The sequence below is a fragment of the Acidiferrimicrobium sp. IK genome, assembly GCF_025499425.1.
In the GTDB taxonomy this organism is placed as follows: Bacteria; Actinomycetota; Acidimicrobiia; order Acidimicrobiales; family Palsa-688; genus Acidiferrimicrobium.
Map to the genome: position 1 here is coordinate 228,103 of NZ_JAIMCB010000002.1, position 24,278 is coordinate 252,380.

Annotated in this window: 27 protein-coding genes; 11 read left to right on the plus strand and 16 right to left on the minus strand. The window is 72.8% G+C overall.

Translation table 11 applies throughout. The features are described 5' to 3' along the window. Window positions 1–1,413, plus strand: a complete 1,413-nt coding sequence (locus tag K6U06_RS04530; protein WP_262320711.1) for a sensor histidine kinase — start codon at window positions 1–3, stop codon at window positions 1,411–1,413. Between the two features lie 15 nt (window positions 1,414–1,428). On the opposite strand, the gene K6U06_RS04535 is transcribed toward K6U06_RS04530, so the two are convergent. Genes K6U06_RS04535 through hisD form a run of 11 tightly spaced genes read right to left on the minus strand, consistent with a single transcriptional unit; the run spans window position 1,429 to window position 11,023 of the window. After that, on the minus strand, window positions 1,429–2,349 hold the full coding sequence (locus K6U06_RS04535; protein ID WP_262320712.1) for a carboxypeptidase-like regulatory domain-containing protein: 921 nt from the start codon (window positions 2,347–2,349) through the stop codon (window positions 1,429–1,431). Beyond that, window positions 2,346–3,302 (minus strand): YgfZ/GcvT domain-containing protein, encoded by a 957-nt coding sequence (locus K6U06_RS04540; RefSeq protein ID WP_262320713.1) that lies wholly within the window; start codon window positions 3,300–3,302, stop codon window positions 2,346–2,348. The genes K6U06_RS04535 and K6U06_RS04540 overlap by 4 nt, the downstream gene beginning before the upstream one ends. Further along, on the minus strand, window positions 3,295–4,872 hold the full coding sequence (locus K6U06_RS04545; RefSeq protein WP_262320714.1) for an anthranilate synthase component I family protein: 1,578 nt from the start codon (window positions 4,870–4,872) through the stop codon (window positions 3,295–3,297). Before K6U06_RS04545 ends, K6U06_RS04540 begins: the two co-directional genes overlap by 8 nt. Beyond that, window positions 4,869–5,369 carry a phosphoribosyl-AMP cyclohydrolase gene (gene hisI, locus K6U06_RS04550; RefSeq protein WP_262320715.1) on the minus strand — a complete coding sequence of 167 codons (501 nt, stop codon included), beginning with the start codon at window positions 5,367–5,369 and terminating at the stop codon, window positions 4,869–4,871. Before hisI ends, K6U06_RS04545 begins: the two co-directional genes overlap by 4 nt. Window positions 5,370–5,411: 42 nt before the next feature. Continuing rightward, window positions 5,412–5,768, minus strand: coding sequence for a GroES family chaperonin (locus tag K6U06_RS04555; protein ID WP_262320716.1), 357 nt, complete (start codon window positions 5,766–5,768; stop codon window positions 5,412–5,414). A gap of 14 nt (window positions 5,769–5,782) precedes the next feature. Then, on the minus strand, window positions 5,783–6,565 hold the full coding sequence (hisF, locus tag K6U06_RS04560) for an imidazole glycerol phosphate synthase subunit HisF (protein WP_262320717.1): 783 nt from the start codon (window positions 6,563–6,565) through the stop codon (window positions 5,783–5,785). A gap of 22 nt (window positions 6,566–6,587) precedes the next feature. Then, window positions 6,588–7,400, minus strand: coding sequence for a 1-(5-phosphoribosyl)-5-[(5-phosphoribosylamino)methylideneamino]imidazole-4-carboxamide isomerase (gene hisA / locus K6U06_RS04565; protein ID WP_262320718.1), 813 nt, complete (start codon window positions 7,398–7,400; stop codon window positions 6,588–6,590). Then, on the minus strand, window positions 7,397–8,032 hold the full coding sequence (hisH, locus tag K6U06_RS04570) for an imidazole glycerol phosphate synthase subunit HisH (protein ID WP_262320719.1): 636 nt from the start codon (window positions 8,030–8,032) through the stop codon (window positions 7,397–7,399). Before hisH ends, hisA begins: the two co-directional genes overlap by 4 nt. Window positions 8,033–8,034: 2 nt before the next feature. After that, window positions 8,035–8,634, minus strand: a complete 600-nt coding sequence (gene hisB / locus K6U06_RS04575) for an imidazoleglycerol-phosphate dehydratase HisB (protein ID WP_262320720.1) — start codon at window positions 8,632–8,634, stop codon at window positions 8,035–8,037. Continuing rightward, complete coding sequence (gene hisC, locus K6U06_RS04580; RefSeq protein WP_262320721.1) at window positions 8,631–9,704, minus strand: histidinol-phosphate transaminase; 1,074 nt, start codon at window positions 9,702–9,704, stop codon at window positions 8,631–8,633. The genes hisB and hisC overlap by 4 nt, the downstream gene beginning before the upstream one ends. Further along, entirely contained in the window at window positions 9,701–11,023 is a 1,323-nt protein-coding gene (gene hisD, locus K6U06_RS04585; protein WP_262320722.1) for a histidinol dehydrogenase, read from the minus strand. Before hisD ends, hisC begins: the two co-directional genes overlap by 4 nt. Window positions 11,024–11,223: 200 nt before the next feature. Between hisD and K6U06_RS04590 the strand changes: the two genes are divergently transcribed. Then, complete coding sequence (locus tag K6U06_RS04590) at window positions 11,224–11,412, plus strand: hypothetical protein (RefSeq protein ID WP_262320723.1); 189 nt, start codon at window positions 11,224–11,226, stop codon at window positions 11,410–11,412. Here the strand turns inward: K6U06_RS04590 and K6U06_RS04595 are convergent. After that, on the minus strand, window positions 11,343–12,290 hold the full coding sequence (locus K6U06_RS04595) for a hypothetical protein (protein ID WP_262320724.1): 948 nt from the start codon (window positions 12,288–12,290) through the stop codon (window positions 11,343–11,345). The two genes, K6U06_RS04590 and K6U06_RS04595, sit on opposite strands and share 70 nt — an antisense overlap. Before the next feature lie 139 nt (window positions 12,291–12,429). Here K6U06_RS04595 and K6U06_RS04600 point away from each other — a divergent pair, with 139 nt between their 5' ends. After that, window positions 12,430–12,891, plus strand: coding sequence for an Lrp/AsnC family transcriptional regulator (locus K6U06_RS04600; RefSeq protein ID WP_262320725.1), 462 nt, complete (start codon window positions 12,430–12,432; stop codon window positions 12,889–12,891). Window positions 12,892–13,066: 175 nt separating this feature from the next. Here K6U06_RS04600 and nth read toward each other — a convergent pair whose 3' ends face one another. Beyond that, entirely contained in the window at window positions 13,067–13,801 is a 735-nt protein-coding gene (gene nth, locus K6U06_RS04605) for an endonuclease III (protein WP_262320726.1), read from the minus strand. A gap of 134 nt (window positions 13,802–13,935) precedes the next feature. On the opposite strand from nth, the gene mshD reads away from it, so the two are divergent. From mshD to K6U06_RS04635, 6 genes are all read left to right on the plus strand, one after another. Beyond that, the gene (mshD, locus tag K6U06_RS04610; RefSeq protein ID WP_262320727.1) at window positions 13,936–14,868 is read left to right on the plus strand and encodes a mycothiol synthase; all 933 of its coding nucleotides are present in this window, start codon (window positions 13,936–13,938) and stop codon (window positions 14,866–14,868) included. Window positions 14,869–14,899: 31 nt separating this feature from the next. After that, on the plus strand, window positions 14,900–15,928 hold the full coding sequence (rlmN, locus tag K6U06_RS04615; protein ID WP_410050979.1) for a 23S rRNA (adenine(2503)-C(2))-methyltransferase RlmN: 1,029 nt from the start codon (window positions 14,900–14,902) through the stop codon (window positions 15,926–15,928). 53 nt (window positions 15,929–15,981) lie between these two features. Then, window positions 15,982–16,326, plus strand: coding sequence for a hypothetical protein (locus tag K6U06_RS04620; protein ID WP_262320729.1), 345 nt, complete (start codon window positions 15,982–15,984; stop codon window positions 16,324–16,326). Window positions 16,327–16,394: 68 nt separating this feature from the next. After that, entirely contained in the window at window positions 16,395–16,850 is a 456-nt protein-coding gene (locus K6U06_RS04625) for a MaoC family dehydratase (RefSeq protein WP_262320730.1), read from the plus strand. Next, window positions 16,847–17,542: a ubiquinone/menaquinone biosynthesis methyltransferase gene (locus tag K6U06_RS04630; RefSeq protein ID WP_262320731.1), complete on the plus strand. Its 696-nt coding sequence runs from the start codon at window positions 16,847–16,849 to the stop codon at window positions 17,540–17,542. Before K6U06_RS04625 ends, K6U06_RS04630 begins: the two co-directional genes overlap by 4 nt. Next, window positions 17,539–18,780, plus strand: coding sequence for an isochorismate synthase MenF (locus K6U06_RS04635; RefSeq protein WP_262320732.1), 1,242 nt, complete (start codon window positions 17,539–17,541; stop codon window positions 18,778–18,780). Before K6U06_RS04630 ends, K6U06_RS04635 begins: the two co-directional genes overlap by 4 nt. 23 nt (window positions 18,781–18,803) lie before the next feature. On the opposite strand, the gene K6U06_RS04640 is transcribed toward K6U06_RS04635, so the two are convergent. After that, window positions 18,804–20,096: an acetyl-CoA hydrolase/transferase family protein gene (locus tag K6U06_RS04640; RefSeq protein ID WP_262320733.1), complete on the minus strand. Its 1,293-nt coding sequence runs from the start codon at window positions 20,094–20,096 to the stop codon at window positions 18,804–18,806. 160 nt (window positions 20,097–20,256) lie between these two features. On the opposite strand from K6U06_RS04640, the gene K6U06_RS04645 reads away from it, so the two are divergent. Beyond that, window positions 20,257–21,087: a metallophosphoesterase family protein gene (locus K6U06_RS04645; RefSeq protein WP_262320734.1), complete on the plus strand. Its 831-nt coding sequence runs from the start codon at window positions 20,257–20,259 to the stop codon at window positions 21,085–21,087. 26 nt (window positions 21,088–21,113) lie between these two features. On the opposite strand, the gene K6U06_RS04650 is transcribed toward K6U06_RS04645, so the two are convergent. Both K6U06_RS04650 and menD read right to left on the minus strand, forming a co-directional pair. Further along, window positions 21,114–21,674 carry a heme-binding beta-barrel domain-containing protein gene (locus tag K6U06_RS04650; protein ID WP_262320735.1) on the minus strand — a complete coding sequence of 187 codons (561 nt, stop codon included), beginning with the start codon at window positions 21,672–21,674 and terminating at the stop codon, window positions 21,114–21,116. 10 nt (window positions 21,675–21,684) lie between these two features. Next, entirely contained in the window at window positions 21,685–23,415 is a 1,731-nt protein-coding gene (gene menD, locus K6U06_RS04655; protein ID WP_262320736.1) for a 2-succinyl-5-enolpyruvyl-6-hydroxy-3-cyclohexene-1-carboxylic-acid synthase, read from the minus strand. Window positions 23,416–23,429: 14 nt separating this feature from the next. On the opposite strand from menD, the gene K6U06_RS04660 reads away from it, so the two are divergent. Beyond that, window positions 23,430–24,209, plus strand: coding sequence for an alpha/beta fold hydrolase (locus K6U06_RS04660; RefSeq protein ID WP_262320737.1), 780 nt, complete (start codon window positions 23,430–23,432; stop codon window positions 24,207–24,209). Window positions 24,210–24,278: the final 69 nt, after the last annotated feature.

Consider the following 24,278-nt stretch of genomic DNA (forward strand, 5'->3'; position numbering starts at 1 on the left):
ATGCGCCGCCGCCTGAGCATCGCGGTGGTCGCGACGGTGACCGCCGCCCTGGCCCTGTCGGGGGTGATCACCCTGGCCGTCACCGTCCGCAGCGCGCAGAACACCACGAGGGTGGAGTTACTGCGCCAGGCCAAGGGTTTCGTGTCCGCGGTGCACGCCGAAGCGGTGCTGGTCAACCGCCGCAACCCGGCCCAGTCGCTTCGCACCGTCCTCGTCGCGCTCCGCTTGTCGCTGCGCCTGGACGGCGAGGCGGTCGTCGCGGTGGACGCCAACGGCGCCCTCTACGACCCGACCACCGCATTGGCGCACGCGGTGACCCTCCCCAACGGCCTGGCGCCGCGAGACATCCACCCGGCGGATCTTCTCGCCGGGCGGGCCGTGTCGGGCCGCAAGGGTCAGCTCGTGTACGCCGCGGTCCCCTACCGCGCCACGGTCCAGGTGGCCGGGACCCGCCGCAACGAGCTGCAGGCGGTGGTGTTGGTCCGGCGGCCTCCGACCGGCCTGGCCAGCGCCGGGCCGGCGTTCCTGATCGCGGCGGTGGCCCTGATCGTGCTCGCCGCGCTGGTAGCGAACCGTCTCGGGCACCGCTTCGTTCGGCCGCTGCACGCCGCGGAGGCCGTCACCGCCCGCATCGCCGCCGGTGACCTCGAGGCGCGCGTACCCGAACCGCCCGGCACCGACCCGGAGCTGGCGTCGCTGGCCGCGTCGATCAACACGATGGCCGAGCGCCTGGCTCACGCCCGGGGCGCGGAGCGCCAGTTCCTGCTGTCGGTGTCCCATGAGCTGCGCACCCCGCTGACGTCGATCCGGGGTTTCGCGGAGGCGATCGAAGACGGCGCGGTCGCCGACACCGGCCGGGCCGCCACCGTTATCGCGGCCGAGGCCCGCCGGCTGGAGCGGCTGGTACGGGACCTGCTCGTCCTGGCCGGGATCGAGGCCCGCCGGTTCTCGCTCGACTTGATGCCGCTGGACGCCGCCGAGGTGGCGGCCGCTGGCGCCGCCGGCTTCGAGCCGATGGCCGACGAGCTGGGGTTGCGGGTCAGCACCGAGGCCTCCCACGAGCCGGTCCGGGCCGTCGCCGACCCCGACCGGCTCGCCCAGGTCGTCGCCAACCTGGTCGAGAACGCCCTCAAGTACGCGTCGGGCCAGGTCCGAGTGGGCGCCGCCTCGCCCGGCGGCGTGCCGGTCGTCTGGGTCGACGACGACGGGCCGGGGATCGCCCCGGAGGACCTGCCGCGGGTGTTCGACCGGTTGTTCGTGTCGCAGCGGAGCGGAGGCCGCCCGGTGGGGACCGGTCTGGGGTTGGCCATCGTCGCCGAGCTGGTCGGGGCGATGGGCGGCTCGGTGAGAGCCGAGTCCCCCCTCGGCCCTTACGGAGGGACCCGTATGGTCGTCACGCTCCGCCCCGCCTGACTCGGCGCCGGTCGCTCAGGTGCTCGGAGGCGCGGCGGCGATGGTGGTAGACGTCGTCGGGGCGACGCCGCCGGACCCGCCGTCAGGCGGGGTGGCGGCGGGGGGCGTGGTGACCGGCGGCGCCGGGTTGACGCACGTGGAGGTCGGCAGCGTGGCCGGGGCGGCTCCGGCCACCGACGCGATCACCGCCGGCGCCGGCGCCGAGGTGCAGGTCAGCACGAATCTGGCGTTACCGTCGGGGCCGGTCACCGCCGGGTTGGCTCCGAGCGTGCTCCAGCCTCCCCCGTCGTCGAGGGTGACGTTCTGGGCTGGCATCGGCACGGGTCGCACCACGCCGTCGGGTCCGACGGTTTGCTGGGTGACCGACACGACGAGGTTGGCGTCGTCGCCCACTTCGACGGTGCCAGGGGCCATCGAGCTGGTGACTTGGACACCCCCGAAGGACTGGAGGGTGAAGGTGACCGACTGGGTGTCGGTCGCGCCGAGGAAGAACACGTCGGGGGTGATCAGCGACAGCATCGGCGGCTGCCAGGCCCGCAGCCGGTAGACCCCCCCGAGCACCTTGGAAATGGTGAAGCTGCCGTCGGCGGCGGTCGTCGCCTGGGTCGCGGCCGACACGCCGTCGACGATCCGTTCGGCTTCGACGGTGGCGCCGGCCACCGGTCCCGACGGTCCGACGATCGTGCCGTCGATGGTCGCCGCCCCCGGGCCGATGGTCGGCAGGGTGGTGGTGGTCACGCCGGGCACGGGGGACTGGCGGACCTGGGAGTAGTCGGCTGGCGGCGCCACCGCGGTCGTCGGCGGCTGGGGGGAGGTGGAAGGCGGGGCGGGGAACGACAGGGACTCCACCCCGCCGCCGCAGCCGCTGAGCGCCACGCCGCTCACCAGCGCGGCGGCGACCGCGACGCGGGACCTCCCCGGCCTGCGTCGGTTCACGCCGACGGCGTCCCGCTCCCGACGAGGGGCAGGGCGTCGACCCGGCCTTCCACGCCGCCGTCCGCGCTCACCGTCATGCCGGGCTCGACGCCTCTGCGGGCGTAGGCCAGCGCCACCCACCCTGACACGGGGCTGCGCGCGACGCTGGTCACCACCGCTGCGTCCGATCCGTCCGGGCGGCGCAACGCGGCGCCCGGCTCGACCCGACCGTCGAGGCGAACTCCCCGCAGCAGGCGGGGCACGTTGGATCCTCGGCTGTCGATGCGGGCCACCAGCTCCTGGCCGGTGTAGCACCCCTTGGTGAAGCTGACGGTCCGATCCACCAGCCCGGTCTCGGCCGGGATCGTCCGTTCGTTCAGCTCGGCGCCCATCACCGGGATCCCGGTCTCGATGCGGGCGGCTTCCCACCCGTCGGCGTCGAGCGCGGCGATCCCGGCCGGGGCGGCGGGGCCAGGACCGATCAGGTCCACGCCCGGAAGCCCCGGCCACGACGCGTCGACCGCCGCGACCACCCCGGGCGTCGCGGACGCCGACTTCAGCCACTCCGGAACACCGTCACCGCGCTGCAGGTCAGGGCCGCGCAGGCCCACCACCGTCCAGTCGTCCATCAGCTCGAGGTCGACCTTGGTCCGCAGCTTGAAACGGTTCAGGCGGGCCAGTACCCGCTCCCCCCAACCCCGGTCGGTGTCGAGCAGCCACGCGTCGCCGTCCAGCCTGGTGGCGCGCACCAGCGCCTCGACCTTGCCGGCCGGCTGCAGCAGCCACGACCACGCCGAAGCGCCGGAGCGCAGCGCGGCCACGTCCTGGCTGAGCTGCCCCTGGAGGAACGCGGTGGCGTCCGGGCCGCTGGCCCGCACCACGTCACGGCGCGGATCCACCGCGACAGCAGCCGAGCGGAGCGCGTCGTAGGCGGCGCGGGGCGCGCCCCCGTCGCCGGCGGCGGTATCAGGCATCGGTCGCCACCCCCCCACCGACCGCGGCGACCGCGCCGGCGGAGGCGGCGACGCCGGCCGCAGCCTCGGCTCGGGCTGCCGCGATGCGCCGGGCGCCGGGGATGGCCGCCAGCAGCGCCGCCGCCTTGTTGGCGCACTCGAGGTCCTCGTCGGCGGGGTCGGAGTCGGCCACGATCCCAGCGCCGGCGCTGACGCTGGCCCGCCCGGCGCCGTCAACGACCATCGTCCGGATGGCGATGGCAGTGTCGAGGTTCCCTGAGAAGTCCAAGTATCCCACCACCCCGGCGTAGGGGCCCCGCCGGGCCGGTTCGAGGCTGTCGATGATCTCCATGGCCCTCACCTTGGGCGCGCCCGACACCGTACCGGCAGGCAACGTGGCCCGCAGCACGTCGACCGGGCCCAGACCGTCACGCAGACGGCCCGACACCTGGGAGGTCAGGTGCATGACGTGGCTGTAGCGCTCCAGGGTCATCAGCTCGTCGACCTCCTCGGTGCCGTAGTCCACGACCCGCCCGACGTCGTTGCGGGCCAAGTCGACGAGCATCACGTGCTCGGCTCGCTCCTTTGGGTGCTCGGTGAGCTCGGCCGCCATCCGCCGGTCGGCGGCGTCGTCGGAGCCCCGCTTGCGGGTGCCGGCGATGGGACGCGACACCACCCGACCGTCCAGGAGCGTGACGAGCGGCTCGGGCGACGACCCGATCAGGCTGCACTCCGGATGGCGCAGGAAGTACATGTACGGGCTGGGGTTGACCTGACGCAGCGACCGGTACAGGTCGAAGGGTCCGGCGTCGAGGTCCACGTCGAAGCGCTGGGCCAGTACCACCTGGAAGATGTCGCCGGCCGCGATGTGCTCGCGGGCTGCGTCCACGCCGGCCCGGTACACCTCCGCCGGCGTCCGGCGGCGGACCTCGGGAGGCTGATCCCCCCGCTCCGGCGGCTCGATGAGCGGCTCGTCGAGGGGCAGCGCCCCCTCCGCGGCCAGGTCCGCGAGCCGCCCCACCGCAGCGTCGTAGGCCGCGTCGAGCTCCGCGGCCGCCACCCCTGGAGGGACGAACACCGAGTCGATGAGGATCACCCGCTGACGCCACGAGTCGTACGCCACGACCTGCCCGACCACCGACACGATGGCGTCGGGGACGCCCAACTCGTCGGGCGGCGGGGCGGGGAGGTCCTCCACCTCGCGGACCACGTCGTAGCCGAGGTAGCCGACCAGCCCGCCGTGCAGCGGCGGCAGCCCTTCGAGCCGGGGCGAGCGGTACGCGTCAAGGAGCGCTTCGACGGCGGCGAGGATGCCGGCGTCGAGCGGCACCGACGGGGGCAGGTCGCCCTCCACCGTGATACGGCCGTGGCGGGCCACCAGGGTGGCTCGCGGGCGGCGGCCGATGAACGACCACCGACTCCAGCGCTCTCCTCCCTCCACCGACTCGAGGAGGAAGGACCGCTCGTCGGGGGCGACCCGGCTGAAAGCGGCGACCGGGGTGGTCAGGTCACCGAGCAGCTCCCGCCACACCGGCACGACGGTGTGGGCCCGGGCCAGGGCCGCGAACTCCTCCCGGGACGGGCGGATCATGCCGGCGGCGCGCCGTCGCGACCAGCGGCGTCGCTGCCAGCAACGGCGGCACCGGCAACGTCGCTGCCAGCAACGGCGGCACCGGCAACGTCGGAACCGGAAACGTCGCTGCCAGCGGCATCGGCGCCGGCACGGCCGCCGGCCGGCCCGAACGCCCGGTGGAAGCAGGAGTGCTCCCCCGTGTGGCACGCCCCGGCCCCTTCCTGCTCGACCACGAACAGCAAGGTGTCGCCGTCGCAGTCGTAGTACGCCTCGCGCACCCACTGGCGCTCACCGGACGTGTCGCCCTTGCGCCACCGCTCCTGGCGGCTGCGGGACCAAAACACCGTCCGCCCGCTCTCCAGGGTCTCCTCCAGGGACCCGGCGTTCATCCACGCCATCATCAACACGGTGCCGGTGCCGTGCTCCTGCACGATGGCGGGGACCAAGCCGTCGGCGTTGTAGGTGACCCGGGCCAGCTGCTCGGGAGTGGCGGCGATTGGAGAGGCGACCGGCATGCCAACCATCGTATTGGGCGGCCGGCAACGACCCGATGCCGGCTACAGGTACAGGCCCGTACCGTTGTCGACGCGCTCCGCGGCGACCGCGTGGATGTCGCGCTCGCGAAGGATCAGGTAGTCCTCGCCTTTGACCTCGACCTCGTAGCGGTCCTCGGGGTTGAACAGAACCTGGTCACCAGTCTTGATCGCCCGCACCTGGGGCCCGACGGCGACGACCTCGGCCCACGCCAGGCGTTTGCCGACCTGCGCGGTAGCCGGGATCAAGATGCCAGCCCGCGACGTGCGCTCCCCCTCACCCCGCGGGATCTGCACCAGCACCCGGTCGTTGAGCATCTGGACGGCCTGCTTGGCGGAATCCCCCGGCTTGGGTGCCGGGCCAGGGTTGTGACTGTCCATACCCTGCACCGTACTCATCCCGCCGCCAAGGAGCCCGGTGCCGGGCGCACCGTCACCCCCGCCGCGGCCAGGTGAGCCTTGGCTTCGGCCACCGTCGCCTCCCCGAAGTGGAAGATCGAGGCGGCCAGAACGGCGTCCGCGCCGCCGATCACCGCGCCCGCGACCAGATCGTCGAGCCCGCCGACGCCACCCGACGCGACGACGGGGATCCCGACCGCGTCGACCACCGCCTTGGTCAGCACCAGATCGAACCCGGAACGGGTCCCGTCCCGGTCCATCGAGTTGAGGACCACCTCGCCGGCGCCGAGCCGTTCGCCTTCGGCCACCCACTCCAGCACGTCGAGCCCGGTCGGGCGCCGACCGCCGTGGGTCACCACCTCCCACCCGCCGCCGCGACGGCTGCGCACGTCGACTCCGAGGACCACGCACTGAGCGCCGAACGTGTCAGCCACCTCGGCGATGAGCTGCGGGCGTTCGACCGCGGAAGAGTTGATGCTGATCTTGTCCGCACCGGTGCGCAGCAGCCGCCGGGCGTCCTCCAGGCTCCGCACGCCGCCTCCGACGGTCAGGGGGATGAACACCTCCTCCGCGGTGCGGGCCACCACGTCGATCATCGTGTCGCGCGCCTCGGCCGAGGCGGTGATGTCGTAGAACACCAGCTCGTCGGCGCCCTCCTCGTCGTAGCGGGCGGCCAACTCCACCGGGTCGCCGGCGTCGCGCAGACCGAGGAAGTTGACGCCTTTGACGACCCGCCCGCCGTCCACGTCCAAGCACGGCACCACCCTGACCGCTCTCACGACGCGGCCGTCGTCGGGGCGCTCACGGCGCTCCCGAGCTGGCCGGGCCGCCCAGGGCGCGCAGCGCGGCGATGGCCTGCTCCACGTTGAACTTGCCCTCGTAGAGAGCCTTGCCGACGATCACGCCGGCCAGTCCGGTCCCCCGGGCGTGGACCGCGGACAGCAGGCGCAGGTCGTCTAGGGACGCCACCCCGCCCGATGCCACGATGGGCGCCCCGGTCGCCTCGAGGAGACCGGCCAGGCCCACCACGTCAGGGCCGGCCAGGCGCCCGTCGCGGCGGATGTCGGTGACGATGACCGCCGCCGCGCCGGCGCCGATCACCTCGGGGATCAAGTCGGTGACCCGCCTTCCGCCGTCGGCCACCCAACCCCGGAGCATGACGTCGCCGTCGCGGTGGTCGAGGCCGACCGCCACCCGCCCAGGCCAGCGGTCGGCGATGTCGGCCACCAGCTCCGGCCGTTCGACCGCGGCGGTGCCGACCACCACCCGCGTCACGCCGGCCCCGAGCAGCGCCGCGGCGTCCTCCATGCTGCGCACGCCGCCGCCGACTTGGACCGGCACGGTCACCGACGCCACGATCTGTTCCACCACCGCCCGGTTGACCGGGTCGCCGGTGCGGGCCGCGTCGAGGTCGACGACGTGGATCCACGGGGCCCCCTGCGCCGCGAAAGCACGCGCGACCGACGGCGGGTCGTCGCCGTAGACCTTCTCCCGGCTGAAGTCTCCTTCCACCAGGCGGACCAGGCGCCCGCCGCGCAGGTCGATGGCGGGGAACAGCTCGAGCGTCCCGGCTGGCGGCGCGCCCCCGGCCCGGGGGGTCTCCGCGCCGCTCACCGCGACGCCCCCGACAGGTCCCCGACGCTCACGCGTTCCGCGAACGCCCGCAGGATGGCGAGGCCCGCCGCGCCGGACTTCTCGGGGTGGAACTGCGTCGCCCACAGCGGGCCGCGCTCCACTGCGGCGGTCACCGGGCCGCCGTAGTCGCAGGTCGCCACCACGTCGGGCCCGGCGGGAGCGGCGTAGGAGTGAACGAAGTAAACCCACTGCTCCCCGGTGCCGTCCTCGGATCTGAGCCAGCGGCCGGCGCCGGGCCGCACGTCGAGACGGTTCCACTGCATTTGCGGGCGTTTGACCCCGGCGGGCAGCAGCCGGATGGTGCCGGGGAGCACTCCGAGGCCCGCCACCCCGGGCGACTCGTCAGAGCCCTCGTAGAGCATCTGCATCCCCACGCAGATCCCGAGGAACGGCTTGCCGGCGTCGAGCGCGCTGAGCGCGACGGCGTCGAGGCCGCTGGCGCGAAGCGCCTCCATGCACCGGCCGAAGCTGCCGACGCCGGGCAGGACGACGCCGTCGGCGGCCGCCGCGACGTCCGGGTCGGCCGTCAATGCGGCGTCGGCGCCCACGTGCTGCAGGGCCTTCTCGGCCGAGCGCAGGTTGCCGATCCCGTAGTCGAGGACCGCGATCATCCTTACAGCGTCCCCTTGGTCGACGGCACGCCGACTCCCTCGACGCGCACCGCGTCCCGCAGGGCCCGCGCCACCGCCTTGAAGGACGCTTCGAGGATGTGGTGGGTGTTCTTGCCTGACACCATCCGCAGGTGGAGGGTGATCGCCGCGGCGTGGGCGAACGCCCGCCAGAACTCCTCGGCCAGCTGCGGGTCGAAGCCGGGCTGGCCGAGCAGGAACGACTCCCCGCCCGGGGACGGGTCGACCGAGTACACGAGGAACGGTCGGCCCGACAGGTCGACGGCGACGTCGATGAGCGTCTCGTCGAGCGGCACGGCGACGGACGCGAACCGCCGCACGCCGGCCTTGTCCCCGAGGGCCTCGCGCAGCGTCTCGCCGAGGAGGATCCCGACGTCCTCCACGGTGTGGTGGGTGTCGACGTGGACGTCGCCCGACGCCTGGACCGACAGGTCGAACCCTCCGTGCTTTCCCAGCTGGGTGACCATGTGGTCGAAGAACGGGATCCCCGTGTCGACGTTGACCTGCCCAGAGCCGTCCAGCTCCAGGTCGATCGTGATGGCGGTCTCTTTGGTCTTGCGGACCCGTTGTGCGCTACGGCTCATTTTCCCGTCTCTTTCAAAACCTCGCGGAGGGCGGCGAGGAACCGGTCGTTCTCCGCCTCGGTGCCCACCGTCACCCGCAGGCAGCCTTCCAGCCCCGGCCACGACGACGTGTCGCGCACCAGCACCGACCGGTCGACCAACCCCTGCCACACGTCGGCGCCGCTGCTCCCCTCCGGGCGGAACAGCACGAAGTTGGCCTGCGACGGCCATGTCTCCACCGGCAGCTCGCCGAGGCCCGCGATCAGGCGCTGGCGCTCCCGCACGAGCAGCCCGACCCGGGCCTCCATCTCCGCCACGTGGGTCACCGCCAGCAGCCCGGCGGCCTGCTTGATCGCGTCGAGGTGATAGGGCAGGGCCACCCGTTCCAGCATGGCGACGACCGGTGCCGGCGCCAGCGCGTACCCGAGCCGGACCGCGGCCATCGACCAGGTTTTGGAAAAGGTCCGGGTGACCACGAGCGGGGCGTCCTCGGCGAGCAGGTCGCGCGCCGACCAGTCGGCGAACTGGCCGTAGGCCTCGTCAACCACTACCAGGCCCGGCGCGGCCTCGACCACCGACGCCACCAGGCCGCGCGGCTCGCTCATCCCGGTCGGGTTGTTGGGCGAGCAGAGGAACGTGATCTCTGGCCCCTCGGCCTTCAACACGTCGAGCACCAGGTCCGCGTCGAGGGTGAAGTCGCTGCGGCGGTTGGCGCTCACCACGCCGGTCCCGGTGAGGTGAGCGATGTGGGAGTGCAGGGCGTAGGTCGGCTCGAAGGTCAGCGCTCGGCGCCCGGCGCCGCCGTAGGCCAGGCACAGCGACTGCAGGACCTCGTTGGATCCGTTGGCGCAGAACACCTGCTCCGGGGCCAGCCCGTGCAGGTCGGCCAGCGCTTCGCGCAGGGCCCACGCCCGCCGGTCGGGGTAGCGGTGGTACTCGATCGCCCCGACCGCAGCCTGGAGATCCGCCAGCCACGCCGGGGGGGGCGGCAGCGGAGACTCGTTGGTGTTGAGGCGGACCTCTACGTCGACTTGGGCCGAGTGGTAGCCCTCCCGCAGGCCGAGGTCGGCGCGGGGCTCGGGCAGGGTCACGGCCGCCGGGAACCGGTCGGCCGGTCGGTCGCGCGCAGCCAAACCGATTCGGCGTGAGCGGCCAGCCCCTCGGCGGTGGCGATCGCGGCCACGTGCGGCGCCAGCGCGTCGAGCGCGGACTGGTCGAGGTCCACCACGTGGATGTGGCGGCAGAAATCGTCGCAGCGCAGCGCGCTGCCGAAGCGGGCGGAGCGGGCGGTGGGCAGCACGTGGCTGGGACCCGCCGCGTAGTCGCCGACGCTCGCCGGGGCGTTGGTGCCGAGGAACACCGCGCCGGCGGCGCGCACCTGGCCTACCAGGGACTCAGGGTCGGAGGTCATGATCTCGAGGTGCTCGGCGGCGATGATGTTGGCCACCTCCATCGCCTGCTCGGGGCCGTCCACCACCACGGCGTATCCCCCCTTGAGCAGGGTCGACTCGATCTCGGCGCGGCGGGGGGAGACCGCGGTCATCCGTTCCACCGCTTCGCTGATCGCGTCGGCGGCCCGGTCGCTCCACGTGACCAGCCATGCCAGCCCGTCGGGGCCGTGCTCGGCTTGGACCACCAAGTCGATGGCGGCGAGATCGACGGGGGTGGTGTCGTCGGCGATGACCGCCACCTCCGAGGGGCCGGCGAACGCGCTGGGCACCCCCACCGCGCCCTGTTGGGCGACGAGTCGCTGGGCGATGGCGACGTACACGTTGCCGGGCCCGACGATCACGTCGACGGGAGCGACGGTCTCGGTCCCGTAGGCCAGGGCGCCGATGGCCTGCGCGCCGCCGACCCGGTACACCTCGTCGACGCCGGCGACGGCCGCCGCGGCGAGCACCGAGTCGGCCACCTTGCCGTCCGGTCCGGGGGGCGAGCACACCGCGATGCCTTTGACGCCCGCCACCCGGGCCGGGATGGCGGTCATCAGCACCGTCGAAGCCAGCGGCGCCCGGCCGCCGGGGACGTAGCAACCGGCTCGCTCCACCGGCTGGCGGACCTCGCGAACCGTCACGCCGTCGCGCTCGTAGCGGCCGTCGGCGTGCAGGGTGCTGCGGTGGTAGGCCTCGATGTTGGCGGCGGCCACCTCCAGGGCGCGTCGCAGCTCACCCGGGACGGCATCGAGGGCCGCCTTGATGTCCGCCGCCGACACCGCCAGGTCGTCGATGCGGACCTTGTCGAAGCGTTCGGTCAGGTCCCGCACCGCCCGGTCGCGCCCGGCGCGGACCTCGGCCAGGATGGCCCGCACCGCCTCGATCGGGCCTTCCTCGCCCAGCTCCGGCGCGGGCAGGAGAGACCGCAGGTCGCCCGTCGCCGACCGGACGTCGATGCGGGTCAGGAGGGGCGCCATCAGCGGGGGGTCACAATGGTCAACATGGAAGCACTGATCGTACCCGCATGGTCGGGACCCCTCCCGGGCGTTGCCCTCCCGGGCGTTGCCCTCCCGGGCGTTGCCCTCCCGGGCGTTGCCCTCCCGGGCGTTGCCCTCCCGGGCGTTGCCCTCCCCGCCGGCGCCCTCCCCGCCGCCTTCGCCACCCGCAGGAGGGTCGGGTGAGCGTCGGACCGGAACTCAGCTCCCTGGCCACCGCCCTCGACGATCTGGCCGGGCGGATCACCAAGATCACCGAGGGGTTGACACCGTCGGAGCGCGAGACCTACGGACCTGACCTCTACGAGGTGGAGCGAACCCTCAACGCAGCCGGCCGGCGGCTGGCCAAGGTGGTGCAAGAAGCCGGCTGATCCGGCTCCTGGGCCAGCGGACGCGGCGAGCACAGCGGCCGATGGTCGATGGGGAGGTGCTTGAAGGGCAGGTGGCGGGCCAGGAACGTCCGTCGGGCCGCCCGGCGCAGGGATTCCAGGTGCCGGGCGGCGCGGGGGCTCAGCACCGACTGGGCGGCTAGAGCGGCGAGCACCGAGGCCGCAACCGCCAGGGCGAGGGGGGCCCGCGGGAGGGCTACAGCCAGCACCCCGACGCCGGCGACCACCGACCCCGACGCGCCGAGCACCCCCTGAAGGAACCGCTCGGTCGCCACCGGTCCGGTCCCGAGGTGGGTGGCCACAGCCAGGATGGCGGTCAGCAGCGGGAACGCCCCGACCAGGCCCGCCGGGCGGGCGCCGAGCGCTCCGGCCGACTCGGCGATGACGAAGGTGAACGCCGCCGCCACGACCATCCGGGCCGGCAGCTCCAAGCGCCACGGGCGGGCAACCTCGGGGGTGCCCGACGCGTCAGGCCACACGGCCAGAGCGAGGAGCACGGCGCCGGCAGAGAGAGCCGTCGCCGGCACGATCGGGATGGCCACCAACCCCGCGGCGACCGCCAGGACCGCGAAGACCGAAGACGCCACGCCGAAACTTGCCATCGGCCGAAGCCGGCGGGCCGCCAGCGCGTACGCAAGGCACCAGCCCGCCTGCGCCACACCGCCGGCCTGGTCGGCTGTCGCCGCGCCGGCCGCGAAATGCGGGCCGTCGACCACGGCCAGCAGCACCAGCAAGGGCACCGCGGTCAGCGGGAGTCCGATGATTCGCCCGCCGACCGCCGGCCCCCACCGGCGTTGCGCCGCGCTCCCCGACGCGACCAGAAGGGGTGCGACGAGCACCTTGATCACGAGAAGCACCATGACGCCCAGTCTCGGAGAAGAACCACCTCGATAGGCTCGGAGTTCTTTCCCAGTATGCGCCCACGGCCACTTTTTTCGTGGCAAGATCAGAGTCTGACCACTTTTCCTGCGACGAGCGTCGCCGGGCGAAGGGATCCTCTTGCCGCTCCTCGATGACACCGACCGCCAGCTGGTCACCCTCCTGCTCGGTGACGGGCGGATGAGCTACCAGGAGCTGGCCCGCGCAGTGCACCTGAGCCCCAACAGCACCGCCGACCGGGTCCGACGGCTGCAGACCTCCGGGGTCATCAGCGGGGTGCACGCCTCCCTCGACCTGGCCCGGCTGGGCCGTCACCTCCTGGCCCTCACCGACCTCAAGCTCAAGGACTCGGTCGACCGCCTCGACTTCGAGCGGGACCTGGCCGGGGTCATCCCCGTCCTGTCCGCCGTGCACACCACCGGCGAGTACGACTACCAGCTGACTGTGGCCACGACCGGCACCGCGGATCTCGAGATCGTCGTTGACGACCTGCGCCGGCTCGGCGCTCGGGAGATCCAGAGCCGGATCGTCCTCGGCCGGGTCCATCTCGACCCCGCCCGGCTGCTGGGGGCGCCGGGCTAGCACCGGCATCGTCGGACCCTCCGGGCCGTGGGCGGCGCCGACCGCCTCGTGGGGCTCCGGGCCGGACTTCGTGGCGCGCTCCGGGGGCGTCTTCGAGAGCAGATGTCGCAAACCCGTGCCACAGCGCGGGTTTGCGACGTCTGCTCTCCCCGCCCCACAAAACCCGCGCCCCGCGCTACGACGTGGGCGCGCCCCGAGGTACCGCCAGCGGCAACGTCTTGGCGCTCCGCTTCTTCGAGGTCGCCCCGGTCGCGCTCAGCGGGCTTTGCACTGACGGGCAGAAGTCGGCCAGCGAGCACTGGTCACATCGGGGCCGGCGAGCGATGCACACCCGCCGGCCGTGAAGGATCAGGCGCAGGCTGGCAGTCCCCCACTCCTTGCGGGGGAGGAGAGCGGTCACCTCGGTCTCGATACGGACCGGGTCGGTCTCGGTGGTCAGCCCGAGCAGGTGGGTCAAGCGAACGACGTGGGTGTCGACGGGGAAGCCCGGCACGCCGAACGCCACGCTGAGCACCACGTTCGCCGTCTTGCGTCCGACGCCGGGCAGGGTGACCAGGTCCGCCATGCGGGGCGGAACCTCGCCGCCGAAGCGCTCCTCGAGCGCCGCGGCGAGGCCCATGATGCTGCGGGCCTTGGCCCGGAAGAACCCCGTCCCGTGGATCAGCGCCTCGACGTCTTCGGGCCTCGCCGCAGCCAGGTCGGCGGGCGTCGGGTAGCGGGCGAAGAGCGCAGGCGTCGCCCCGTTGACCGCCACGTCGGTGGTCTGGGCGGACAGGACCGTCGCCACCAGCAGCTGGTAGGGAGTGGCGAAGTCCAGCTCGCACAGCTCCCTGGTGGTGCCTGGGTACTCCTCTGCGAGGCGGGCGACGGTCAGTCGGGCCCGGCCGGCGGGCGTGCGGGGTCGGGCCACGAGCGGCCAGGTTAGGGCTCGCCCGGCCACACCGAAGCACCGGCCACACCGAAGCACCGGCCACACCGAAGCACCGGCCACCGGAGCATCGGCCAGCGGGAGCCCGACGAACGGGCCAGTAGCCTGCCGGCACGATGGCCCGGATAGAGATCAAGCGGACGCTGGCACCAGACGAGATCGCCGCCGTCGCCCAGTTGGTCGAAGAGGCCACCCTCGCTGACGACCACGCCCCGATGGACGAGCACGCATGGCTGGACCTGGCGCAGGGAGGGCGGGCCGGCTTCGCCGCTCTGATCGCCTGGCAGGACGACCATCCGCACCCGGTCGGCTATGCGCAGGTGACACGCGGCACCGACCGGTCCCACAGCTGGGCGTTGGAGTACGTCGTGGACCCCCACCACCGCCGGCCGGGCAACGACATCGGCACCGGTCTGGTGTCGGCCGCGGCCGGGGTGATCGCCGAGGAGGGTGGCGGCCACGTCCACCTGTGGGTCAACCAGCCCAGGCCCGAGCACGACCGCATCGCCGCGGCCGCCGGCTTGAGCCCGGGGCGTTCGCTGTACCAGATGCGCCGCCCTCTCCCCCTCGAGCGGGAACTGGTGGAGGTCACGGGGACCGTCGCCACCCGGCCGTTCGAGCCGGGACGCGACGAGGCCGCGTGGCTGGAGGTCAACAACCGCGCTTTCGAGTGGCATCCCGAGCAGGGCGGCTGGGACCTGGGCACGATCAAGGCCCGCGAGGCCGAGCCGTGGTTCGACCCGGGCGGGTTCTTGCTGCACGAGGTGGACGGCCGCTTGGTCGGGTTCTGCTGGACCAAGGTCCACGCCGACCACCGGCCCCCGCTCGGGGAGATCTACGTCATCGCCGTCGACCCCGCCACTAGCCACAAGGGCCTCGGCCGGAAGCTCACCGTCGCCGGCCTCGAACACCTCGCCGGAGAGGGCCTCGAGGTCGGCATGCTCTACGTCGACGCCGGCAACGCCCCCGCAGTGAAGCTCTACATCGACCTCGGCTTCGTGGTCAACCACATCGACCGGGCCTACACCGGCGACATCGCCGCCACCTGAGGCCCCGGTCCCGCCCGTCGGCGACGGTACCGTGGCAGCCGTGCCCGGCCCCTACGACGCCACCCGCGACCGGCTCGCCGACTTGATGGCGGACCAGCCCAGCTACCGGGTGGAGCAGGTGTGGCGCAGCCTGCACGTCAACGTCCGCCGGCCCGCCGAGATGACCGAGCTGCCGGCCGCGCTCCGGGAGCGGCTCGACTCGGCCCTCCCCCCCGCGCTCACCCCGGTAGCCGAGTCGGTCTCCGACGGCGGCGAGACGGTCAAGTGGCTTTTCGCCCTGCACGACGGGGCCAGGGTGGAGACCGTGCTCATGCATTACCGCGACCGCACCACGGTGTGCGTGTCGTCGCAGGCGGGTTGCGCCATGAACTGCTCGTTCTGCGCCACCGGTCAGGCCGGCTTCACCCGCCAGCTCACCGCCGGCGAGATCGTCGAGCAGGTGGTGGCCGCCATGCGCCAGGCCCGCGCCCACCCGGAGGGCGAGCGGCGGGTCTCCAACATCGTGTTCATGGGCATGGGCGAGCCGCTCGCCAACTACGACCGCCTGTGGGCGGCGATCACCCGCCTCCACGACGACATCGGCATCTCCGCCCGCCATCTCACCGTGTCCACGGTGGGCGTAGTCCCCGGGATCCGCCGCCTGGCCACCGAGGCCCTACCGGTCAACCTGGCGGTGTCGCTCCACGCGGCCAACGACCGCCTGCGGGAGAAGCTGGTGCCGCTCAACCGGCGCTACCCGCTGTCGGTGCTCACCGAGGCCTGCCGCTCCTACCTCGCCGCGAAGGGCCGGCGCCTGTCGTTCGAGTGGGCGCTCATCGACGGGGTCAACGACTCGTTCAAGGACGCGGCCGAGCTGGCGGACATTGCGGTGCCTCTCGGCGCCCACGTCAACCTCATCCCGCTCAACCCGACGCCGGGGTACGCGGTCATGGGGTCGTCGCCGGGACGGGTACGCCAGTTTCGCGACCGCCTCACCGACCTGGGCGTCAACGCCACCATCCGGCGCAACCGGGGCACCGACATCGACGCCGCCTGCGGCCAGCTGGCAGCCCGAACCTGATCGGCCGGGGAGCCGCCCGACCCCAACGCCTCGCGTGGCCCATACTTGATGCCATGGCCGCCAACAAGTGGCTGGATCGCACCCAGCCCCAGACCCTGTACATCGCCACGATGATCATGTACATCAACGCGGCGTTCGATCTGATCGGCGGCGTGGCGTTCTCGTTGTTCCCGATCGGAGCAGTGCTGACGATCGGGTCGGTGGCCGCCGGCCTCGGCATCGCCAACGAGAAGAAGGCGGGGTACTGGCTGGGCGTGGCCATCGCTCTTCTGCCGCTGGTGCTGATCGCCACCGGCCGGTTCGGCGCGACGATCGTCAGCCTGCTGTTCGAGGTCGCGTTGGTGGCCCTGCTCCTCCATCCGCAGAGCCGCAGCTACCAAAAGACCTGGTTCAAGTAGCCCGGCCAGGGCGGGATGAGGCTGCGCCGGGATGAGGTTGCCCGGGTCGACGCTCTAGCCTGCGGCCCATGACCACCAAGATCGATGGCATCAGCGGCCTGAAGGCGAAGGTCGGGGAGCACCTCGGCTACAGCGAGTGGCGCGAGATCACCCAGGAGCAGGTCAACCTCTTCGCGGACGCCACCGGAGACCACCAGTGGATCCACGTCGACGTGGAGCGGGCCAAGGCCGGACCCTTCGGGGGCCCGATCGCCCACGGCTACCTGACGCTGTCGCTGGTGCCGGTCGTCGGCCAGGAGATCCTCCAGGTCGGTGGAATCTCGATGGGCGTCAACTACGGCATCGACAAGCTGCGCTTTCCCTCCCCTGTACCCGTCGGCTCCAAGCTGCGGGCGGGCGGCGAGCTGCTCGCGGTCGACGACATCCCCGGCGGCGCCCAGGTGAAGATCCGCTACACCTTCGAGGTGGAAGGCGCCACCAAGCCGTCGTGTGTCGCTGAGGTCCTGTTGCGGTACTACGAGTGACGCCTACCGCTCCGCTGCCGGAGGGGGAGGCCAAGGTCCGGGCGGTGCGGTCGATGTTCGACGCCATCGCCCCCCGCTACGACCTGCTCAACACGCTTTTGACCTTCGGGATGGACCGGGGGTGGCGCAAGCAGGCTGTGGCTGCGCTGGAGTTGGGGAAAGGGGCGTCGGTGCTCGACGTGGCGTGCGGCCCCGGAGAGCTGTGCGCGGTGCTGGCCGGCGCCGGTCTGCGCCCGGTCGGCATCGACTTGTCGAAGGGGATGCTGGACCACGCCCGGACTGACGCTCCGCTGGTGCACGGCGACGGCCTTCACCTGCCGTTCGCTGCCGGGTCTCTCGACGGTGCGGTGAGCGGCTTCGCTCTGCGCAACGTCGCCGACCTGCCCACCCTCTGGGCCGAGCTGGGCCGGGTTGTCCGCCCCGGGGGGCGTATCGCGCTGCTCGAGGTGGCCGAACCGGAGATCAAGCTGCTCAAAGCCGGGCACGCCGTGTACTTCGGCAAGGTCGTCCCCCGGGTCGGGGCCCTGCTCTCCGACGGGGCGGCGTACGCGTACCTGCCCCGGTCGGTGGCGTACCTGCCGGCGCCGGAGGAGATGCTCGAGCAGCTGCGGGGCGCCGGCTTCGACGACGTCCGCCGCCGTCTCCTGTCCTTCGGGATCAGCCAGCTGATCACCGCGACGCGGGCCCGATGAGCGCTCCGCTTGTCGCCACCACCGTCGCAGTGGCCGAGACCCCCGACCTGCTGAGCGTCGGCGGCGACCGGGCCGGGCTCTTGTGGCGCAGCGAGACCCGAGCCATCGCCGGCGTCGGGGAGGCGCTGCGCATCGACCTGCCCGGCGGGCTGGCCGACCGCGACGGCGTGCGGCGGGTGGCTGGGATCCTGGAGTCGATCGACACCCGCGACGGGCTGCGCCGACCCGGCACCGGTCCCGTCGCGTTCGCCGCGCTCCCCTTCGACCCGACGGCCGGCGGTCACCTGGTGGTGCCCAGGACGCTTTGGGGAACCGACCTGCAGGGGTCGTGGGTCACGGTGGTAGGACCGGAGGGTTGCCGCCCCGACCTGCCCCCCGACGGGCGCCAGGGTGGCCGCCCACCGGACCGGTTCTCTCTCGTCCCGTCGCTGTCCCACGACGACTGGCAGGCAGTGATCGCCGAGGCGGTCGATCGCATCCGTGCCGGCGCGCTCGACAAGGTCGTCCTGGCCCGGCGCGTCGACGTGGAGGCCAACCGGCCGTTCCTCTCCGCCGACATCCTCGGACGCCTGGCGGCGCTGTACCCGTCGTGCATGGTGTTCGACATCGAAGGCTTCGTCGGGGCCAGCCCCGAGCTGCTCGTCGGTAGGCAGGGAACGACCATCGAGAGCCACCCGCTCGCCGGGACCGTGGCCCGCAGCGGCGACGCCGCGGCTGACGACGCGCTCGTCGCCGGGTTGTTCGCGTCGGCCAAGGAACGGTGGGAACACCACCTGGTGATCGACACTCTCTCCGCCGCCCTCCGTCCGTTCTGCGAGTCGCTGGAAGTCCCCGACCAGCCGGCGGTGCTGGGGCTGCGCAACGTCTCCCATCTGGCCACGTTTATCTCCGGGCGGCTCGCCGCCGATCCGGTGACGGGCCGGGTGCCGACCGCGCTCGACATGGTGGCGGAGGTCCACCCCACACCGGCGGTCGGCGGGACGCCCACCAAGGCGGCGATAGCCCACCTCCAGGCGGTCGAGGGCTTCGACCGGGGCCGTTACGCCGGCCCGGTCGGCTGGGTCGACGCCCGCGGGGACGGCGCGTTCGCGCTCGGCATCCGCTCCGCGGTGCTCGACGGGGCCCGGGCGTCGATGTACGCCGGCGTCGGGGTCGTCGCCGACTCCGACCCGGCCGCGGAGCTGGCCGAGACCCAGCTGAAGCTGCAGGCGCTGCTGGCGGCGATCGTCCGCCCCTAGCCGCGCCGGCGCCCCAAAGGCGCTCAGTGCAGCAAACCGACCTTCCTGGCTTCCATCTCCAGCTCTTCGCGGTGGTCGGGGTGGGCGATGGAGATCAGGGCGCGGGCCCGAGCCGAGATGCTCCGGCCCCGCAGGTGAGCGACGCCGTACTCGGTGACCACATGATCGACGGTGTTTTTCAGCGCGGTGACCGGCGTGCCTCGCCCCAACTCCACCTTGATCCGGCTCACACCGTGGTCGGTCGCGGCGTGGGTCACGAGAAACGCCTTGCCTCCCTTGGAGTACATCGCCCCCCTGCTGAAGTCTGACTGACCACCCGACCCCGACCAGTAACGGCCGGCGATCGTCTCGCTGCCGGCCTGGCCGAGCAGGTCGACCTCGCTGGTGGCGTTGATGGCCACCACGTTGCGTTCCATGGCCACCACCCTCGGGTCGTTCACCCATTCGACGGGCAGCATCAGCACCGACGAGTTGCAGTCCAGCCAGTCGTAGAACCGTGCGCTGCCCGTGGCGAAAGTCGCCACGTGCTTGTTGCGGTCCTGCTGCTTGCGCGCCCCGGTCACCGCGCCGATCTCCACGAGGTCCATCACGCCGTCGGACATGCACTCGGTGTGAACACCCAGGTCGGTGTGGTCCTTCAGCGCAGCCAAAAGGGCGTTGGGGATGCGCCCGACTCCGATTTGCAGGCACGAACCGTCGCTGATGTGCTCGGCGACCAGCTCGGCTATCCGCTGGTCCCGGACGTCGGGCCCGGCCGGCAGCGTCTCGTCGAGGGGGTAGTCAGCCTCGCACCACCCGACGACCTGGGAGATGTGGACCTGATTCTGGCCGAAGGTACGAGGCATCTGGGCGTTGGCCTCGAGGAAGAACGGGGTCTCCCCGATGAACGACGCCGCGTAGTCGGCGTTGGTGCCGAGGCTGAAGTAGCCGTGCCGGTCGGGCCGGCTGGCCGAGGCGACGACCAGGTCGTGGCGGGTGCCTTCCCGCAGCAGTTTCGGTACCTCGCTGAAGTGGGCGGGCACGAGCTCGCAGCCGCCCTCCCAGAACGCGTTGCGGTTCCCGCTGCCCAAGAAGTAGCTGACGTGGTCCAGGTGGCCGCGGTACTTGCCCCGGATGTAGTCGCGTTCTCGGATCGAGTCCATCTGGTGGATGCGCACCCCGTCGAGGCGCTCCGCGTTGGCCTCCAGGGCGTCGATGACGGTATGCGGCTCGCCGTGGTGAAGCGGGACGATCAGGTCCGCGCCGGGGCCGATGTGATCCAGCACGGCCTCCGGTTGATCTGGCTGTTCCAGCCTGCGGGTGTGCCTCGAGGTCATGATGCGATCCCTGATCGGTGGTGGCGTGGGAACGCTCATGCTTGCACGTCGCCGCGCCGCTGTCGGTCGGCGGTGTCCGGGCCGTGACGGTGAGGGCAACCGCAGGCGAACACTGTCCCGTTGCTGACGCCCCGAGGCGGCGGCGGGCTACGGTCACGCCGTGGCCCGCGTGACCGTGGTCTCCGACACCCACCTCTCCCCTGCGGCTCCCGAGGCGCTGCTCAGCTGGGACGCCGTCGTAGACCATGTCGGCTCGTTGCGACCGGACCTGGTCATCCACGCCGGCGACGTGACCCTCGACGGCGCCAACGATCCAAGCGAGCTGGCCGCCGCCCGCGACCAACTCGACCGGCTCGCGGTCCCGTGGCTGGCGGTGCCGGGCAACCACGACACCGGTGACACACCGCCGACTGAGGGCGGCAGGGACGTGCCCATCGACGCCGACCGCCGCGCCCGCTGGGTCGACGCGCTCGGCCCCGACTGGTGGTGTGCGACCACAGGCGGGTGGACGATCGTGGCGCTCGACGGCCAGCTGCTCGGGTCCGGCCTCGACGACGAGCAGCTGCAATGGCGGTGGGTGGAGGAAACCGTGGCCGGCCTCGACCCGACCCGACCTTTGCTGCTGGTCATGCACAAGCCGATGGCGACCACTGCGGAGGAGCGGGCAGAGGGGTCGAGACGGCGCTTCGCGCCTGAACCGGCGACCCGGCGGCTGGACCAGCTGACCGTCGGCCACAACCTGAGGGCGGTGCTCAGCGGTCACGTCCACCAGCATCGGCTGGCGGAGCGGGGCGGCGTCGCTCAGGTGTGGGCGCCCACCACCTGGGCGGTGCTCCCCGACAGCCACCAGCCCCTCTACGGAGAGAAGCGCTGCGGGGTGCTGTCCTTGTCGCTCGAAGCCGACGGCACCTTCGACGTGGCCGCCGTCGAGCCCGACGGGCTGGCCCAGCGGGTGCTCGGCTCAGACCTGGTCGACCCCTACCACCGCTGACCGCCGGACCACGAAGGGGCGGCCGTTCAGCCGACCCGGCGCATCCGGTTGCTGTCGGTGTGAGACACCAGGTCGTCGACCCGGGCGTGCTCGATCGTCGAGGTCTCGTCGTAGGACCACGTACCGTCGTCGTGGACGGTGACGGTCACCTCGTAGGTGCTGGTCCGGGCCTTCTCCGCCAGGAACGGGTTGGACAGGATGCCGAAGATCTCCGACCCGCAGTCGGCGCGCATCACCATCCTGGTCGAGGCGGGGTCGGCCGGCCCCCCGGCCATGACCGCGGACCCGCGGGGGATCATGAACGACCTCATGACCACGCCGTCCGCGGCGTCCCACAGCCAGTACCCGACCTCGGTGTGGAACGGGTTCTCCTCGTCGCCTCTCCACGCCGCGGTGCGGTAGTCGAGGCCGTAGAGGCTCTGGGTGCCGTTCTCCACCGGGCCGAACGGCTTCATCGTCGTCTTCTCGCGGTAGGGCGTCTCGTGGATCGTGCCCCGCTCGTTGGAGAACGACACGTCGAGGCCCTCGTCGCCCTCCCACTCACCGATCAGCGCGGCCAGGGGTCCCCATGCATCGAGTTCGCTCACAGCAGCGACGCTACTTGGCGGCGAACTCCTCGTTCAGCGCTTCGATCACCGCCGCGTTGACCCGATCGTGGATCTCGACGTTGGTCTGCCGGTCGGTGCGGGCCACCACCACCCGAAGCCCGGGGCCCGGCCGGGCGGCCGCCGCTTCGAGCGCGTCGAGATCCCCGACCTCCTCCGCGTCCACCCCGTAGCTGCGGGCCAGCGCCACTAGGTCCAGGCCGTGGGGGGTACCCCAGTAGGCCTCGAAGCGTTCGGGGGCGAGCGCGGCGGCCTGAGGCAAGAACGAGAAGATCCCGCCGCCTTGGTTGTCCACCACGATCAGGGTGCACTCGACGGGGCGCCGAGCGGCCCACAGCAACGCGCCGGCGTCGTAGACGAAAGCCAGATCGCCGAGCAGGCCGACCGTTGGCGCCCCCGACAGGGCCACGCCGATGGCCGTCGACACGACACCGTCGATCCCGTTGGCTCCGCGGTTCGAGTGGACCCGCACGCCGGCGCGGGGCCGGCCGAACCACTCGAGATCCCGGATGGGCATCGACGAGGACGCCACCACCACCGAGCCTTCGGGCACCGCCCGCAGCACCCGGCGGGCGATGCCCGGCTCGCTCAGCGCCGGCCCGGGCAGGGCGCCGTCGATGGCCTTCTGGGCGGCGGCTTCGGCCCTCCCCCATCGGGCCGCCCACCGGCTGGCGACGTGGCCGCCGTCGCCGGCCCGGGCCAGCAGCGCCCGGCACACCCCGACCGGATCGGCGGCGATCACATGGGTTACCCGCTGGTCGGGGTCGGACCATCGACCGGTCGGGTCGACGAGCACGTCGACCAGCTCCGGGCGGGGCCGGGCCAGCCACTGGGCGAGAACCTTGGACGCCCACGGACGGCCCAGGCGAAGCACCGCGGTCGGTTCCCACCCGGCGACCGGGCCGCCTCGGAGCAGGGCGTCGGCGGCGGCCACCACCCGCTGGTGCGGGACGCGCACCCCCGAGCGGGGGTCGGCCAGGACCGGCCAGCCGAGGGCCGAGGCGACGTCGAGGACCAGTTGCGGGTCCCCGGCGCCGGCGCCGGCGACGATGATGCCGCCCTCGGCGCGGCGCATCACGAGCGACCCGAGGACCGCAGCGTCGACGGCGCTGGGCACCGGGCGGGAGCCGACGGTCCAACGGTCGCGGCCGTCTCGTGGTGGGGCCAGCGCCGGGTCGGGCTGGCCGAGGAGCGGTTCCCTGAAAGCCAAGTTGAGGTGCACCGGCCCCGGACCGAGCGGGCCGTCGGTGGCCACCGCGACCGCTCGCACGGCCAGCGCCCTCCACGTGTGGGCGGTGGCTGCGACCGGCACTCCGGGCTCCAGGGTCAAGCGGGGCGCAGCCCCGTACCCGCCGACCTGCTCCACGGTCTGGGGCGCCCCGACGTGGTGCAGCTCCGGCGGTCGGTCCGCGGTGACCGCCAGCAGCGGTACACCCGCGAGGTCAGCCTCGACCACCGCGGGGTGCAGCTCCACGGCCGCGGTCCCGCTGGTCGTCACCACCGGGGCCGGCCGTCCCGTCGCCGCGCCGAGGCCGAGCGCGACGAACCCGGCGCTGCGCTCGTCGAGGACCACGTGTACCCGCACCCGGCTGTCGGCCGCCAAGGCCACGAGCATCGGCGTCGAGCGCGACCCCGGCGCCACCACCGCGTCGGTTACGCCCGCTGCCACCCACTCATCGACCAGCACGGCGGCGAAGCTGGCCTGGACGTCGGCGTCGGTCATGGCAGGATCGTCGCGTGCCCGACACCGGACCGCTGCACATCGAAGAGTGGGGGGCCGGGCCGACCGTCGGGCTGGTACACGGGTTCACGCAGTCGGCGGCCTCGTGGGAGCCTGTCGCCGGCCGGCTCGCCGACCGGTGGCGCCTCGTGGCGGTGGACGCCCCCGGCCACGGGCGTTCCGCCGCAGTCAACACCGACCTCTGGGAAGGCGCCGAGCTCATCGGCGCGACGGTCGGGCCGGCCAGCTATGTCGGCTACTCGATGGGCGGGCGCCTGGCGCTGCACCTGGCGCTGGCCCGACCCGACCTGGTCGACGCCTTGGTGCTCGTCAGCGCCACCGCCGGCATCGACGACCCCGAGGAGCGAGCCGCCCGGCGGGCTGCCGACGAACGGCTGGCGGAGCGGGTCGAGGCCGAGGGCGTCGAGGCGTTCGTGGCGTGGTGGCTGACACGGCCGCTCTTCGCCACCCTGCCCGCCGCGTCGGCGGCCATCGAAAGCCGCCTGGGGGGCAGCGCCGCCGGGCTGGCGTCGAGCCTGCGCCTGGCCGGCACCGGCACCCAGCAGCCGCTGTGGGACCGTCTGGGGGAGCTCGCGATGCCGGTGCTGGTCATCGCCGGCAGCCTGGACGGCGCCTACACCGAGCGGGCGCAGCGGCTGGCGGCGGGAATCGGCCCCGGAGCGACCCTCGAAGTGCTGGCCGGAGCCGGGCACGCCTGCCATCTGGAGCAGCCAGAGGCGTTCGCGTCGACGGTGCGTGAGTGGTTGACCGGCGTGGCGCATCCCGACGCACGGTAGATCCTGGCGGTCACAGCCCGCGAGCCCCGGCGCTAGCGCTCGGGACGCCCCGCCCCTTTCCCCACCTCC

What these genes read in the sequence shown, in the direction of transcription:
- K6U06_RS04530 (WP_262320711.1), top strand. Translation starts at nt 1, where the DNA reads ATGCGCCGCCGCCTGAGCATCGCGGTGGTCGCGACGGTGACCGCCGCC.
- K6U06_RS04540 (WP_262320713.1), bottom strand. Translation starts at nt 3,302, where the DNA reads ATGCCTGATACCGCCGCCGGCGACGGGGGCGCGCCCCGCGCCGCCTAC.
- K6U06_RS04545 (WP_262320714.1), bottom strand. Translation starts at nt 4,872, where the DNA reads ATGATCCGCCCGTCCCGGGAGGAGTTCGCGGCCCTGGCCCGGGCCCAC.
- hisI (WP_262320715.1), bottom strand. Translation starts at nt 5,369, where the DNA reads ATGCCGGTCGCCTCTCCAATCGCCGCCACTCCCGAGCAGCTGGCCCGG.
- K6U06_RS04555 (WP_262320716.1), bottom strand. Translation starts at nt 5,768, where the DNA reads ATGGACAGTCACAACCCTGGCCCGGCACCCAAGCCGGGGGATTCCGCC.
- hisH (WP_262320719.1), bottom strand. Translation starts at nt 8,032, where the DNA reads ATGATCGCGGTCCTCGACTACGGGATCGGCAACCTGCGCTCGGCCGAG.
- hisB (WP_262320720.1), bottom strand. Translation starts at nt 8,634, where the DNA reads ATGAGCCGTAGCGCACAACGGGTCCGCAAGACCAAAGAGACCGCCATC.
- hisD (WP_262320722.1), bottom strand. Translation starts at nt 11,023, where the DNA reads ATGGCGCCCCTCCTGACCCGCATCGACGTCCGGTCGGCGACGGGCGAC.
- K6U06_RS04595 (WP_262320724.1), bottom strand. Translation starts at nt 12,290, where the DNA reads ATGGTGCTTCTCGTGATCAAGGTGCTCGTCGCACCCCTTCTGGTCGCG.
- mshD (WP_262320727.1), top strand. Translation starts at nt 13,936, where the DNA reads ATGGCCCGGATAGAGATCAAGCGGACGCTGGCACCAGACGAGATCGCC.
- K6U06_RS04620 (WP_262320729.1), top strand. Translation starts at nt 15,982, where the DNA reads ATGGCCGCCAACAAGTGGCTGGATCGCACCCAGCCCCAGACCCTGTAC.
- K6U06_RS04625 (WP_262320730.1), top strand. Translation starts at nt 16,395, where the DNA reads ATGACCACCAAGATCGATGGCATCAGCGGCCTGAAGGCGAAGGTCGGG.
- K6U06_RS04635 (WP_262320732.1), top strand. Translation starts at nt 17,539, where the DNA reads ATGAGCGCTCCGCTTGTCGCCACCACCGTCGCAGTGGCCGAGACCCCC.
- K6U06_RS04640 (WP_262320733.1), bottom strand. Translation starts at nt 20,096, where the DNA reads ATGACCTCGAGGCACACCCGCAGGCTGGAACAGCCAGATCAACCGGAG.
- menD (WP_262320736.1), bottom strand. Translation starts at nt 23,415, where the DNA reads ATGACCGACGCCGACGTCCAGGCCAGCTTCGCCGCCGTGCTGGTCGAT.